The sequence below is a fragment of the Pelosinus propionicus DSM 13327 genome (genome assembly GCF_900114615.1).
Classification (GTDB): domain Bacteria; phylum Bacillota; class Negativicutes; order DSM-13327; family DSM-13327; genus Pelosinus; species Pelosinus propionicus.
In genome coordinates this window covers 42,611-56,078 of sequence record NZ_FOTS01000016.1, presented here as the reverse complement: position 1 = coordinate 56,078, position 13,468 = coordinate 42,611, and the positions used below count along the sequence as shown (strand labels likewise).

The window sequence follows — 13,468 nt, the reverse complement described above, 5'->3', positions numbered from 1 at the left end:
ATCTAAATAGTAATATCATACTCCATACGTCTTGCAGTTGTTTCCACAACATCTTCCCCTAATAACCGCCTAATGATGTGAAAAGACATATTGATTCCAAAAGATAAATCGTTTAATAACTAAAACTCTTGCAGAATTATTTACAGATTCTCTTTCTGAAACTTAAACGAAATTGAGAATCAAAGAAACAGAGTAAATTATTTCAATAAGTTAGCATCTGTTGCAGCTACTATTTTTTCGATTTCTTCCAAATAATATTTAGTTTTTTTGGAATTTCGAATAGCTACACCGGTTACTAAAAAATCAGCCAGAAACATCGCACCGATTTCAGAATTGTGAAATGACAAACTTTCAAAGGCGCACGCTAAGAAAGCGTCAGATAACAGCGCAACTGGCGAAGAATATCCATCTGTAATTGACAATATTTTTGCGTTTTTTGTTTTTGCAACCTGAGCAACTTCGATGGTTCGTTTTCCATATCGAGGTAAACTGATAGGGATAACTAAATCTTCTGAAGAAAGCTTTACTAATATAGCCTGTAGTCTTCCTGAATCAGTATCCAGTAATTCACTGTCAACACCAAGACGATTTAACCCTTCGTTCAAATAATTAGCCACCGAGGAACTTCCCCGAATGCCAATAACATATATCTTCTTGGCAGCAAATATAAGATTAAAGGCGTTCTCAATCGCCTCATCAGACATAAATTCTACTGTTTTCTTGATATTATTCATTTGAACTTCAGCACATTCGAGCAAAAGCTTATTTTTTCCCATCTTTTTTATATTTGTTTCCAATCGTATTGGGGGTGACTCAACTCGGCTGCGTAACATTTCCTGTAAGTCTTTCTGGAACTGTGCATAGCCAGTATATCCAAGAGCATAAGCCAATCGCATAACAGTAGCTACGCTAACCCCAATAATTCCTGCCAATTGATCGGTCGTCAAAAATGCCACTTCATTTGGATTTTTCAAAATATAATCAGCAACTTTACGTTGAGCAGAAGTAAGGATTTCCATCTTCTCCCGCAATAACAGCAAAACAGTTCTCTCCATTTACACTCTCCACCATTCATCATCTATCGTAGTAGTATTATACTCGATTATATGAATGATTTACAAGAAACTTAGTGACAGCTTCTTGTAAATCTGACCAATTGGCTGTTATGCAAATGGGTCTGCCAGCTTACGAGTTTCAATTTTGTTGCTTCCTCAATTTCATAGGAAAAATCACTGCATATCTGAAGCTATTATTATATAAGTTTAATGCTGCTTATGATGCCAATAATGAACTTGATTTACTTTTTCATCAGAATTTTGGGTTGCTGAAGCAGTTTTACAAGATGAGGATATAGAAAAATTTATTAGCATCGTGCGATATGTTCAACAATCAAATCTTCTAGTCTTGAGATCGAAAGGCTATTCGAGGAATCCATAAAGCCTAGCCGGATTATCCACTAAAATGCGTCTTTGCAGAGCCTCATCTGGTGCCCACTCCGTCAACAAGCTCATTAGAATAGCGTCATCAGGCTTATTGTCAATTTTTGATGTAGGATGCGGCCAATCACTCCCCCACACCAATTGCCCTGGTACTTCATTTACATACGCTTTTGCTACTATTGTTCGATCTGCGTAAGTTGGGGAACCAACTTTACTAAGAATATAAGCACCAGATAATTTCACCCAGCCCTTGCCTTCCCGCAGCAGATTAAGAATGACTTCAAAGGCTGGCTGATCGACACTGGTAATATGTCCTAAGTGGTCGAATACTACTGGACACGGAACACTGCTCCACACGTCTTTGCCAGCTAAAATTTTATCCGGTTTGGCTACAACTTGAATGTGCCATCCTAGCTCATTAACCCTCTGCGCCAAAGTTTGCACCATATCCATATTCGTGGCTTCGCCAGGCACCGACATGTTGAAGCGAATACCGCGCACACCAACCTTATCTAATTCTGCCAGCTCAGCATCGGTGACACTGGTATTAACTACGGCAATCCCCCGAGTTGTTTTAAGACAGAATTCCTTGAGAGATTCAACAAGCCCACTGTTGTCCACACCATAGGTAGAAGGCTGCACGATTACATTACGCGTTGTGCCGAGCCGCTTTTGCAGAAGTCGGTAATCGGCAACTGTAGCATCAGGATGTCGAAGGGTAGAATTGGGATCAACAGGAAAGCGAGAATCATAGATATGATGATGACAATCTGCCGCATTCAAAGGCACCTTCAACTTCGGTAACTCACTACCAGATGAATAAGGCACTTTTTGTTCGGCGGAATCGCTTTCGGCGCTTCCCACTGGGATACGAATTCCGCTTAATGCCATAAAAGTCAATCCTGTTCCTTTAAGAAAAGTACGACGTGTGACTACTTTATTATCCAAGTAAACTTCCTCCTCTAATTGGTATTAGTAAATCATTGTTATACTAAGATGACTTCATTCATATACTCATTTTGAGAAACCATACAAATTTTCTGGATTTTCCACAAGAATTTTATAAATCGCAGCTTCTTCCATTGCCCACTTGGACAGAAGATCAAAGAGCACTGCATCATCAGGCTTTACTTTTTCTGTTGGATGCGGCCAATCACTCCCCCAAACCATTCGTTCTGGGGCTGCTCTGACAAACCCCTGGGCCACCTTCGTCACGTCATCATAGCCAGGTGAACCAACCTTTGTGTCCATATAAGCACCAGAAAGCTTAACCCAAGTCTGTCCTTTATCAAGCAATCTTAATATAGCCTTAAATGCTGGGTGATCCACACCTGCCGGCTCTGGTATGCGAGCCAAATGATCAATCACTATCGGCACAGGTAGTTGCTGCAAAACCCGCTCCATGGCAACGATCTGGTCGCCCAACATTAAAATCTGCACATGCCAATCGAAATTGCTTACGCGCTTCGCAAGGGTTTCGAGCATTTCCGCCGTAGTCAAACCCCAAGATTGGGGAGAAACAAAGTTAACACGAATACCGCATATGCCCAAACTATCCAGTCGTTTCAACTCGTCATCCGATACATCTATATCAACAACAGCCACTCCACGCGCCGTTGAACCAATTTGTTCGATTGCATCAAGGGTGCAGCGATTATCAATGCCATAGGTCGATGGAGTGACAACTACAGTACGTGTAGTACCAATCCGCTTTTGTAAAAGTCGATACGCATCCGCATTGGCTTCTGGCGGACGTTTGTCCCAATGAGGTGATGGTGGAAATCGACCATCATAAATATGCATATGACAGTCACAGGCATTTATCGGTGCTATGAGATAAGGAGGCCGTGCGCCACCAGAGAAAGGTACCTGATTGCTTACCTTTTCTTCCATAAAAATCATCCTTTACTCTAATCTCTTAATACTATCAGTGGTTTGCTGAGGTACTGTAACTTTTTATTAGATGCGAAACTTACTAACAGCGTCTTGTAAATCCTGAGCCATTTTGGCAAGACTTTGGCTAGAGGACGCAATTTCTTCCATTGATGCAGACTGTTCTTCTGTGGCTGCTGAAACAGTCTGTGCTTCCTCGGTTGTTGTCGCCGTTAGTTGATCAATTTGCTGAACCGACGACACAATCTTTTGACTGCCGCTGGCTAAATTCCTAATAGCTGTTGAAATTGCTTCGACCTGCTCTGCTAAACTATCTACAAGACTAACAATTTCTTGAAAAGCTTTACCTGCTTCATTTACTATCCCAGTACCGACTTTAACATCTCGTGTACCCTCATTCATGGCCGATACCGCCTTGTCTGTCTCACCTTGTATCGCGCTAATCAGATGTGAGATTTGCTTGGCTGCCTCTTGGGATTGTTCTGCCAGCTTACGAACCTCTTCTGCAACAACTGCAAAGCCGCGTCCCTGTTCACCGGCTCTTGCCGCCTCAATAGCAGCGTTAAGAGCTAAGAGATTGGTCTGGCCCGCAATTCCGGAAATAGTGTCTACAATTTGTCCTATTTCTTTCGATCGTTCCCCTAATTGAGTGACAACTTGGGCTGAACAGCTAACAGTATGTTCAATTTCAGTCATTTGTTTAACTGCACCCTCTACTGACTTGCCGCCTTCTTTTGCTGTTTCAGCAGCTTTAGTCGACTGCTGTGATAATACATTGGCATTTGCCGCCACTTGCTGGATACTTTCCGACATTTGTCCTACTATCTCAGCAGTCTCACTTACTACATGATGCTGTTTGTCGGTCCCTTGTGCCACTTCAGATATTGATGAAGCAACTTGATTGGCAGCCTGTGCGGATTGCTCAGCACTAGCAGTAAGTTCCTCCGATGCTGCCGCTACCTGCTGAGACTCATGTTGTACCTTTTCGACTATATTGATTAGAGAGTCCCTCATTATCAAGAAACTTTTTACCATCTGTCCCAATTCATCACTACTGGTGACAGCGATACTGTGTTTTCTTAAATCTCCTTGGGCAACTAACGCCATCTCTTGATTAATAGCCAAGATCGGCTTGGTAAATTTTCTCCCGAATGAATAGGCGATTGCTCCAGAGATAAGTAAGCCGATAAGAGATACTAGTAATATCCATTTCAATAAATTGTTTGCATCTTCATATATCTCTTTCGTTTCTGTTGTAATAACTAAACCCCAACGCTGCTGTTCACCCAGTTGTACAGGACGAAATACTGCATACTTAGAATTATTATCATAGTTGGTATAAGAAGTCTGAACAATCTTACCGCTAAGTGCTTCTTGGGTAGACTTCACTACCCTTTCATCAAGCTTCTTCTGGACAAGATTTAAACCGTCAGGAATGTTTTGCTTAAGAAAGCTAACTTTTCCAATTAAATCAGCATTGTCGCCATCTGCAACAACCAAGCCATCTCCACCTACCAGGATGGCATAGCCCGTCTTGCCGAATTTTGCTTGCTGAACCTTCTCCAGGATTTTGTCCGATGGGTAGATTGCATTAATCATACCATCCATCTTGCCGTTGCGAAAAACAGGGTATGCTACAGCAACAACGAACTTCCCAGTAACCTTGGAAATATAGGGATTAGAAACATAGGGTTTCTGGGTCCGCTTTACAATTTGAAAATACTCACGTTCATCACTTTTTGTTTCTAATCCTGTAGCATCAATGGAAATTCCGTCCAAATCAAAATACCACAGAGCACTAAACATCGGATACCGTTTAATTTCCTTACCTAATATCTGACGAATTTGATTTTTGTCAGTAGCATTAATCATTTGCTCCGCCGTAGCAATACAATAAACATCGTTTAATAATACATTGAATTGAAATTCAACTTCCCGAGCATAGTCCCGTGCAATGGTTTGTTGTAGGTCTGCTGAATTTTTTGCGAGAATTGTATCCGTCCTTTTGTAAGTAACAAATGAAACAATCCCAAGAGTCACAAGCAAGATCAGACAGATGACACCTATTAATTTGAACTGCAAGTGAGACAAAAGCTTTCTTAACATTTGTACAACCCCTCAATTCAAAATATTATCTTTCTCATTAAGCTCAATCGGCTTAATTTCCGGAACAATAAATAAAATTGAACATGCCGATATCAATATGCCTATGCCAGCAACCAATAGTGCCATTTGAAAACTGCCGGTAAATTTATAAATAAAGCCTGTAATCGTTGGAGCCAGTACACCAGCTATAGAACTAACCGTATTTATGGCACTGGAAACAGTACCGCCCATTCCTTTGGGTGAGACTTCCGCAAGAATTGTCCACATGATACCTGCTGATGCCGACTCACCTGCAATATTTACCGTCAATAGAATAACAGCAATGACTGGATCATCAACAAACCCTACTGCAATAACCAGCGCAGCAACTAACTGAGAACCTACCAATGTATACTTTCTGGCTTTGGTTACACTTGTACCTTTCTTAATAAGCCAGTCAGAAAAGTAGCCCATTGCCGGTTGAGCAACAAAACCTACAACCCAAGGGATAGAAGCATATACTCCCATCTTAATAATCGAGAAACCTCTCTCCATGACAAGATAAGCAGGAAGCCAGCTCACAAATAAGACCCATAGATAATCCAGGAAGAATTTAGTAACCATAAGACCAAGAACACATCGATTGGTCAAGAACTGTTTCCATGGTATAGCAACCCCTTGAGACTTAGAATCTCCCTCAGTTTGCTCTGAAGCGTCTTTATAAAAGTAATACCATAACACACACCACAATAAACTTCCCGCGCCTGTCACAAAAAATGCAACTCGCCAATTCCATTGAGTGATCAAAAAGCCCATTAATAGCGGAACAGCCGCCATACCAAGTTTAGTACCTGAAAGGCAGAAACCCGTCGCTGTAGCCCTCTGGCTTGACGAAAAGTTCTCACTTATTACTTTTGCACTCAACGGATTTCCTGCCGCTTCACCCGCACCAACACCCAGCCGAGTTAATATCAAGCCATAAAAGCCGTGCACAAAGCCAGTTGCCGCAGACATAAGGGACCAAAGCACCGCAGCCCAGCCCATTGCCTTCTTTGCGCCATATTTGTCCGCAAATCTTCCGACCGGAACCATACAAATAATATAGCTCCAATAAAAAACTGACAGCGCAATCCCCATCAAACCTGGATCCATGTTCAACTCTTTCAGCATAATTGGTGCTGCCACCCCAAGTGCACCGCGATCAATCGCATTAATAAACATTCCACCCGCGAGTAATGCAATGATCCCATCTTCTTAGCATCCATTATCGTCAATCCCTCCACATCATATTTCTGATATAACAATCTTTGCCGGATGATTTTCAATTTTCAGGAAACTCAAAACAAAATCTATGCTATCATTTTAGAAAAAGGGACTTGGCCCAGACGTGCCATGAGGTCCCTTTTTCATTCAACCTAATTTTAGCGTCATCAATTGGTTTCAGCCACCAATCCGCTCTGCTAAGCAAGTGCATCAAATCCGATGCGCAAAGCCTGCATATTTTTTTCTATCGTAGCCGGAGGTACTCTTTTGGCAACAGACTTTTGAATGGTTTCAAAAGATACAACTCCAGTTACTTTCACCAGAAGTCCTAATGAAACAATATTAGTAAACAAATCCTTGCCGAGTCCCTCTACGGCTAGACGCGTTAATGGCACCTTGATTACATTCGGGTGCTCAGGGGAATCTGGCACTAGATCTTCGTCAATCACAAGAACGCCATTATCACAAAGATCGGCTGAATATTTATCTGCTGCCTGTTGGGTGAGAGCTAAAACCACGTCTGGCGTCACTACTTTCGGATGATAGATGAACTCTTCAGATATAATAACTTCTGCCTTCGAGGCTCCTCCTCGTGCTTCTGGTCCATAGGACTGGGATTGTACTGATTCCTTGCCTTCCATTATGGCTGCTTCTGCTAGAATAATCGCGGCAGTAATTACTCCTTGACCGCCTGATCCGCATAGACGTATTTGTTGCATTATTTTCCCCCCTGGGCCAATTTAATGACCTTAGCATATTCTGCACTGTATTCTGGAGCGGTTTTTTGATATAAAACACCGATTGGGAATTTATCACCTTTTTGCTCTTCCGCTAGTTTTTCATAAGCAGCTAAAGGAACTGCGTTTTCACTCATCCATTTTAACATTCCTGCCGCATCCCCCATTTTATTTCTCCGACCATAGGAAATAGGACACTGGGTAATGGCTTCTACTAAGGAAAATCCGTTATTGGAAATTCCTTGAGCAATCAGATCAACCAGTGGCTTTGCATGAAAAGCAGTACCTCTGGCAATATAGCTAGCGCCTGCAGCCTTGGCAAGTTCACAAGGATCAAAGGCTGTATCAACACTGCCAAATGGAGCGGTTGTAGCTTTTTTTCCAGTTGGTGTAAGGGGAGATGCCTGTCCGCCAGTCATGCCATAAATATTATTATTAAACAGTATTACTGTTAAATCAATATTTCTTCTAGCACCGTGAATAAAATGATTACCGCCAATGGCCGTACAATCACCATCACCAGTGATTACAATGACTTTCAGTTTAGGATTTGCCAGTTTAATGCCCGTGGCAAAGGGAATTGCCCTGCCGTGGGCTGTATGCAACGTATCAAAGTTCATATAACCAGAAGCTCTTGATGAGCATCCGATACCAGATACGATTACTGTATTATCTTGATCAAGTCCTAATTGTTCCGCAGCTTTGGCAATGGATTTCATGACAATTCCATTACCGCATCCCGGGCACCAAATATGTGGCAGCCGATTCATTCGGAAATATTTTTCATAGCTTCTCATTTTACCACCTCTGTTGCAAGTTCTTCGATTGCTGTACATATTTCTTTAGGAGTAAATATTTCTGTATTATATTTAGGAAGGGAAATTACCGCTGCTTGTCCTGCAGCAGCACGTTCAACTTCCAAAACCAGCTGTCCGTAGTTCATTTCCGGTACAAGAATTTTTTTCACTTTTTGAGCTACTTTTTTGATAACCTTATCCGCAAAAGGCCATATCGTCATCAAGCGAACCATGCCAACTTTGATTCCTTGCTGCCTTGCCATTTTCACTGCTGCATAGGCGGTACGAGCTGTTCCACCGTATGTCAAAACTGCATACTCAGCATCTTCCATAAAAAACTCGTCATAATGAGTAATCTCATCTTGAACCCTTGAAATTTTTTGATGCAACCTTTGAATCGTATCCTCAGTTACCTTAGAACTTCCTGTTGGAAAGCCCGTTTCATCATGAATAAGTCCTGTAACATGAATATGATGTCCAGTTCCAAAATCTGCAGGATTTGGCACTAAATCTGCCATCGGAGTATATGGTTTATACCCCTCCTCCCTGGTACAATTTGGCTTGCGGCGAGGATATATTTCTATATCTTCCGCTTTCGGCAATACAACTTTTTCTCGCATGTGGCCTACTACTTCATCCAATAAAATAATAACAGGAGTACGGAACCGTTCTGCATAATTTACGGCCATTACTGCCACATCAAACGATTCTCGAACCGTCCAAGGAGATAGAGCAATCATAGGATGATCTCCATGAGTTCCCCACCGCGCCTGCATTACATCCCCTTGTGCAGGCGAAGTAGGCTGACCTGTAGCTGGCCCCATCCTCTGAACATTGGCAATAACAAGCGGTATTTCAGCTATACAGCCATAACCAATTAATTCTTGTTTAAGAGAAAACCCTGGTCCGGAAGTAGCGGTAAGAGCTTTTCGACCAGCTAAAGCTGCACCTAACACGACTGCGATCCCAGCAATTTCATCTTCCATCTGAATGAAAGTACCACCTAGGGCAGGAAGTTCTTTTGCCATAATTTCAGCAATTTCTGTAGAAGGGGTAATTGGATAGCCTCCAAAAAAATTCACTCCAGCAGCCATTGCGCCTTCGGCACAAGCTTCATTCCCTTGCATTAATCTAGCTTGGCTCATTTCTCCACCTTCTTTTCTACATAAATTGCATAATCAGGGCAACGTAGTTCACATTGTCCACAATTGATACATGCTTTTTCATCTGTTACATATACCTTTCCCAAGGTATCCATTGCTAAAATTTTCTTAGGGCAAAAGGCTGCACAAATATTACAGCCTTTGCATCTCTCCTTTAGTGTCGTGATTTCAATTCCCATAACTGTCCTCCTACTTTTCCTCTATTTATAAACGTCATCAATATATTCGCAGCCCACTTTTGTTAAAGCCTTATCTACCCATGATTTATCTCTAGGAACCCGATCCTTAATGCCCTGAATGATCGCCTGTTCTTTAGCTAGCTTCGCTATGGCCTTCTTCAAGGTTTCCGGTGCGTCTTTAGGACTAATAATAACAATGCCATCCGCATCCCCTACTACAATATCTCCCGGATTTACTACAACGCCTCCACAGCTAACAGGAACGTTAATTTCTCCAGGACCATCTTTGTAAGGCCCCTTTGGTTGTACTCCTGCTGCATATACAGGCATATCTAACTCTTGCATTTGCGCTGCATCACGAATGGCTCCGTCAATCACTACGCCAGCCAGTCCATTGACAGCAGCCTGAGTCATCATAATTTCACCTGTTATGGCATTTGCGGTATCGCCTTGTGCATCAACAATGATTACATCACCCGGCTGTGCCAGTTCTAAGGCCTTATGAAGCAATAAATTATCAGCCACTCTGGCCTTTACCGTAAACGCTGTACCTAATAACGGTCTATTATTATAAGGTTTGATCCGTGCATCTACGCAACTAAAGCGATTCATTTCATCAGCAATATTTGCAACTGGAATCCCTCTGAATCCTTCCACCAATTCCTTACTAGGGCGATTAATCTTCATAAAAACTCGACATCCAACATTAGACATATAAATTCCTCCTCTTTTCGTTAGGTTATATTTTTATACTCTAGGCTTAGCCATAATGACTACATTCAATCTTAGATTAAGCTTATAAATATCCCAAATGTGATTTAATGCTATCAAAATTCATCATATCAACTTTATTAATCACTACCCCCTCTGGACTACGTCTTGCCCCATCACCTTCATGAGCATGATTTGCAATGATGTGCGCAATATCAGTAGAAATACCATTACGCATCGCTATTACTGTTCCTGAAAATGGATGCCGTAAATCCTTACCTGCCTGGGACTTACCAAACTTACCATCAGGTCCTTTCTCCCACTCAACCAATTTACCAATGTCATGTAAAATCGCACCTGCGATAAGTCGGTCATGGTCCAGTAAAAAATCCCCATGTCCCTTGTATATAGAATTGTATTCTTCTAATATAGTGAGAGACATACGAGTTACGGCCCTTACATGTTGAAGATAGGAAGTAGGACAGTTAGGAAAGGCCAAGGCAAAAGGAATGTTTGTCATGTCCCCCGGTTCCCATCCTCCTTCCGTTAATGCGTCAACATAACTTTCAACAACAGCATCACGAAGTTTTACATCCTTAATCCAATTAATTTCCGGTAACAGTTCCATAATTTTTGCATGCATAGTAAAATACCATCTCCATTACCAACCTTCAGCAACCATCTTGCTATAGGTATTATTTAAAATTATATTTGTTGATTAACAAAGTACTGGGCATTTACAACATCTGTCTTAGGTAAGGCTTGACCATTGCTAATTTTCAGGATATTTTCAATACAGCGCTTAGCCATGCTAGCATTTATATCAGCTGTACTTCCGCCCATATGAGGCGTAACTACAATATTCTTTAGTTTAAGTAGAGGATTATTCTCATTAGCAGGCTCATTTTCCAAACAATCCAGTCCTGCACCCAATATTCTCTTATTCTGAAGTGCCTCTTCCAGGTCATCTTCTTTAATGATCGGGCCTCGAGCAGTATTGATTATAATTGCCATAGGCTTCATGAGTTCGATGGTATCCTTACAAATCAAATGCTTAGTTTTATCAGTTAATGGTACATGTAAACTTACGATATCAGATGTTTTTAGCAATTGCTTTAGCTCTACATATTGAATCCCAAGCTTCTCTTCTTCCTCTGGTGAAAGTCTAAATACATCATAATACTGAACAGTGGCACCAAAAGCCATTACTTTTTTAGCAACCTGTTTCCCAATACTTCCTAATCCAATCAGTCCAACTATTTTGCCGTCTATGGTATACGATGTGCTTCCAAGCCCTCCTTGCTGCCACCTTCCTTCAAGCACATTATTGTGCAGACAGATCAATTTTCGGTAAACGGCAAGGATAAGAAGTATAGCCATCTCAGATACAGATGAGGCATTCATTCCTGACGTAATGGCAACAGGAATATTGTTCTTTCCAGCTGCGATGATATCTACTTTGTCATATCCGACGCCCCATCTTTGAATTAATTTAAGATTAGGAAGAGAATTAATTACCTCTTCATTTAGGCTAAGTATTCTCAATATAATGTAATTTGCATCATGTAATTCATCATATTGGCTTGCTGCAGATATTTCTTTTAACTTAAATCCATTCGGCACCATCTTTGAGAATAACGCTTTAATTTCAGGATCATATTCTCCTGTAAGAGCAATAATTTCCACCTATTCTTACCTCCAATTATTACTTAAGCGCTAAAATAATCCCAACCAGCGCCAGTACGTTGTAGCACATATTGTATATACAATAACTCCGACTAGACATAATACACCGCCAACCTTAGGAAAATCTCCTACAGTCAAATAACCTGTGCCAAAGATAAGGATATTTGAAATCGTGTTATAAAACATTAAGAAAGGAAAGCCACCAATAAGCATACCTGCAGGTAAAGCCACAGCAGCAGCAGGAAGATTAGCAGTAGCAGCCAACGCAATAAGCACCGGCATAAACAATACGGTGAGACCCGTTGTGCCAAAAAAACCGATACGAGAAAACTGGACAATGAACAGTACAGCACCAATAACCACCAGCGATGATGCACCGGCTAAACCAAGAGAGTGGAAAACACTATTCGCAAGCCACTTAGCAGCTCCAGTCTTCATAAGAAATTCACCAACAGCAAGCGCCCCCCCACTCATCATTAAAATATGGTAGGCTGAATCCCTATTGGTATCCTTCCACTTAATAACTCCAAATTTAGGAAGAAACAATAAACTAACACCTAGATAACAAGCAACAGTAGTGTCCATTTTGGTTATGCCACCTGTCGCCCATAGCGCAACTACCAAAAGGAATACAAAAAGAGTACGCCATTCAGGTGAAGTCATGGCTCCCATATCATTAAGTTTTTGCGTTATGAGCTCTTTTCCGCCTGGGATCTCTTCACGTTCTGGCTTGAAAACTTTGCGCAAATACCACCAGCTAAATAACGTCATGACAATTGCCGGCGGAAAACCGTACATTAACCAATCCATATATGTAATTACGGTGCCAGCTTTGGCAATAAAATCCACAGTAATAGGATTAGGCACTGTAGCAGTCAGAACCCCAGCTGAAATGGTAGAATTTGTGAATGCTAATGTTAACAGTAAGCTTATGGCAAAATTCAATCGCTGACCTTTTTGATATTCACCCGTCTTTTCATACATGTGGATTATACTTAGACAGATTGGTAAAAGGATAGCTGTTCTAGCAGTAGTAGACGGAACCATAAAAGCAAGCGCAACATTAGCAAGTGTAACTCCTAAGCTAATATTCCGAGCCGAACAGCCAATGGTCGAAAGCAGCCAATAGGTGAATCTTTCGGCTAAACGAGTTTTTTCCATAGCAGCTGCCATCATAGTGGCACCAACTAATAAAAATATAGAAGAAGTAGCAAAGTTCTCTAATACAACTTTCGTGCTGCCCAACCCTAAAAAAACAGCAGTGGGTAAAATCATCAGGCTGACTACCGTCAGTTCAACAGGCTCGGTTAAATACAGGGTAACGAGGGCGGCAAGCAACGCCAGTGCTTTTTTGCCCGCAAGTGTCAATCCAACGGGTGTCGGCATCATTAATACTGCTGTGAAAATAATTATTGTTAATGGAATACCCGCACGCTTTCGCCAATAGTCAAAGCCAGCTTTTTGAGGTTCACTTTTAACCACATTAGCATTTGTAGACATATTTCACGCTCCTAC

13 protein-coding genes are annotated in these 13,468 nt (G+C 41.5%); all 13 read right to left on the bottom strand.

Annotation, left to right across the window (positions count from 1 at the left end; translation table 11 throughout):
- Nucleotides 1-197 precede the first annotated feature (197 nt).
- A complete protein-coding gene (locus BMZ99_RS10485; protein ID WP_090936419.1) occupies nucleotides 198-1,055 on the bottom strand; it encodes a MurR/RpiR family transcriptional regulator in 858 nt (285 codons plus the stop codon).
- 363 nt (nucleotides 1,056-1,418) lie between these two features.
- Nucleotides 1,419-2,387 carry an amidohydrolase family protein gene (locus BMZ99_RS10475; protein ID WP_217645076.1) on the bottom strand — a complete coding sequence of 323 codons (969 nt, stop codon included), beginning with the start codon at nucleotides 2,385-2,387 and terminating at the stop codon, nucleotides 1,419-1,421.
- Between the two features lie 66 nt (nucleotides 2,388-2,453).
- Entirely contained in the window at nucleotides 2,454-3,332 is an 879-nt protein-coding gene (locus BMZ99_RS10470) for an amidohydrolase family protein (RefSeq protein ID WP_217645075.1), read from the bottom strand.
- 66 nt (nucleotides 3,333-3,398) lie between these two features.
- Entirely contained in the window at nucleotides 3,399-5,438 is a 2,040-nt protein-coding gene (locus tag BMZ99_RS10465; protein WP_090936409.1) for a methyl-accepting chemotaxis protein, read from the bottom strand.
- Between the two features lie 12 nt (nucleotides 5,439-5,450).
- Nucleotides 5,451-6,638, bottom strand: coding sequence for an MFS transporter (locus BMZ99_RS10460; protein ID WP_090936406.1), 1,188 nt, complete (start codon nucleotides 6,636-6,638; stop codon nucleotides 5,451-5,453).
- A 239-nt stretch (nucleotides 6,639-6,877) separates the two neighbouring features.
- The gene (locus BMZ99_RS10455) at nucleotides 6,878-7,402 is read right to left on the bottom strand and encodes a 2-oxoacid:acceptor oxidoreductase family protein (protein ID WP_090936403.1); all 525 of its coding nucleotides are present in this window, start codon (nucleotides 7,400-7,402) and stop codon (nucleotides 6,878-6,880) included.
- Entirely contained in the window at nucleotides 7,399-8,214 is an 816-nt protein-coding gene (locus BMZ99_RS10450) for a 2-oxoacid:ferredoxin oxidoreductase subunit beta (protein WP_090936400.1), read from the bottom strand. The genes BMZ99_RS10455 and BMZ99_RS10450 overlap by 4 nt, the downstream gene beginning before the upstream one ends.
- Nucleotides 8,211-9,359 (bottom strand): 2-oxoacid:acceptor oxidoreductase subunit alpha, encoded by a 1,149-nt coding sequence (locus BMZ99_RS10445; RefSeq protein WP_090936397.1) that lies wholly within the window; start codon nucleotides 9,357-9,359, stop codon nucleotides 8,211-8,213. The genes BMZ99_RS10450 and BMZ99_RS10445 overlap by 4 nt, the downstream gene beginning before the upstream one ends.
- Nucleotides 9,356-9,556: a 4Fe-4S dicluster domain-containing protein gene (locus BMZ99_RS10440; RefSeq protein ID WP_175490527.1), complete on the bottom strand. Its 201-nt coding sequence runs from the start codon at nucleotides 9,554-9,556 to the stop codon at nucleotides 9,356-9,358. The genes BMZ99_RS10445 and BMZ99_RS10440 overlap by 4 nt, the downstream gene beginning before the upstream one ends.
- Nucleotides 9,557-9,577: 21 nt before the next feature.
- Nucleotides 9,578-10,270 carry an RraA family protein gene (locus BMZ99_RS10435; protein ID WP_090936395.1) on the bottom strand — a complete coding sequence of 231 codons (693 nt, stop codon included), beginning with the start codon at nucleotides 10,268-10,270 and terminating at the stop codon, nucleotides 9,578-9,580.
- An 82-nt stretch (nucleotides 10,271-10,352) separates the two neighbouring features.
- Nucleotides 10,353-10,895, bottom strand: a complete 543-nt coding sequence (locus BMZ99_RS10430) for an HD domain-containing protein (protein WP_217645074.1) — start codon at nucleotides 10,893-10,895, stop codon at nucleotides 10,353-10,355.
- Between the two features lie 77 nt (nucleotides 10,896-10,972).
- A complete protein-coding gene (locus tag BMZ99_RS10425; protein ID WP_090936389.1) occupies nucleotides 10,973-11,953 on the bottom strand; it encodes a 2-hydroxyacid dehydrogenase in 981 nt (326 codons plus the stop codon).
- A gap of 30 nt (nucleotides 11,954-11,983) precedes the next feature.
- Nucleotides 11,984-13,453, bottom strand: a complete 1,470-nt coding sequence (locus BMZ99_RS10420) for an SLC13 family permease (protein ID WP_090936386.1) — start codon at nucleotides 13,451-13,453, stop codon at nucleotides 11,984-11,986.
- Between the last annotated feature and the right edge of the window lie 15 nt (nucleotides 13,454-13,468).

Bases quoted from the DNA above. Each gene is read 5' to 3' on its own strand.
- BMZ99_RS10485 (WP_090936419.1), bottom strand. From the start codon at position 1,055: ATGGAGAGAACTGTTTTGCTGTTATTGCGGGAGAAGATGGAAATCCTT.
- BMZ99_RS10470 (WP_217645075.1), bottom strand. From the start codon at position 3,332: ATGGAAGAAAAGGTAAGCAATCAGGTACCTTTCTCTGGTGGCGCACGG.
- BMZ99_RS10465 (WP_090936409.1), bottom strand. From the start codon at position 5,438: ATGTTAAGAAAGCTTTTGTCTCACTTGCAGTTCAAATTAATAGGTGTC.
- BMZ99_RS10460 (WP_090936406.1), bottom strand. From the start codon at position 6,638: ATGTTTATTAATGCGATTGATCGCGGTGCACTTGGGGTGGCAGCACCA.
- BMZ99_RS10450 (WP_090936400.1), bottom strand. From the start codon at position 8,214: ATGAGAAGCTATGAAAAATATTTCCGAATGAATCGGCTGCCACATATT.
- BMZ99_RS10445 (WP_090936397.1), bottom strand. From the start codon at position 9,359: ATGAGCCAAGCTAGATTAATGCAAGGGAATGAAGCTTGTGCCGAAGGC.
- BMZ99_RS10440 (WP_175490527.1), bottom strand. From the start codon at position 9,556: ATGGGAATTGAAATCACGACACTAAAGGAGAGATGCAAAGGCTGTAAT.
- BMZ99_RS10435 (WP_090936395.1), bottom strand. From the start codon at position 10,270: ATGTCTAATGTTGGATGTCGAGTTTTTATGAAGATTAATCGCCCTAGT.
- BMZ99_RS10430 (WP_217645074.1), bottom strand. From the start codon at position 10,895: ATGGAACTGTTACCGGAAATTAATTGGATTAAGGATGTAAAACTTCGT.
- BMZ99_RS10420 (WP_090936386.1), bottom strand. From the start codon at position 13,453: ATGTCTACAAATGCTAATGTGGTTAAAAGTGAACCTCAAAAAGCTGGC.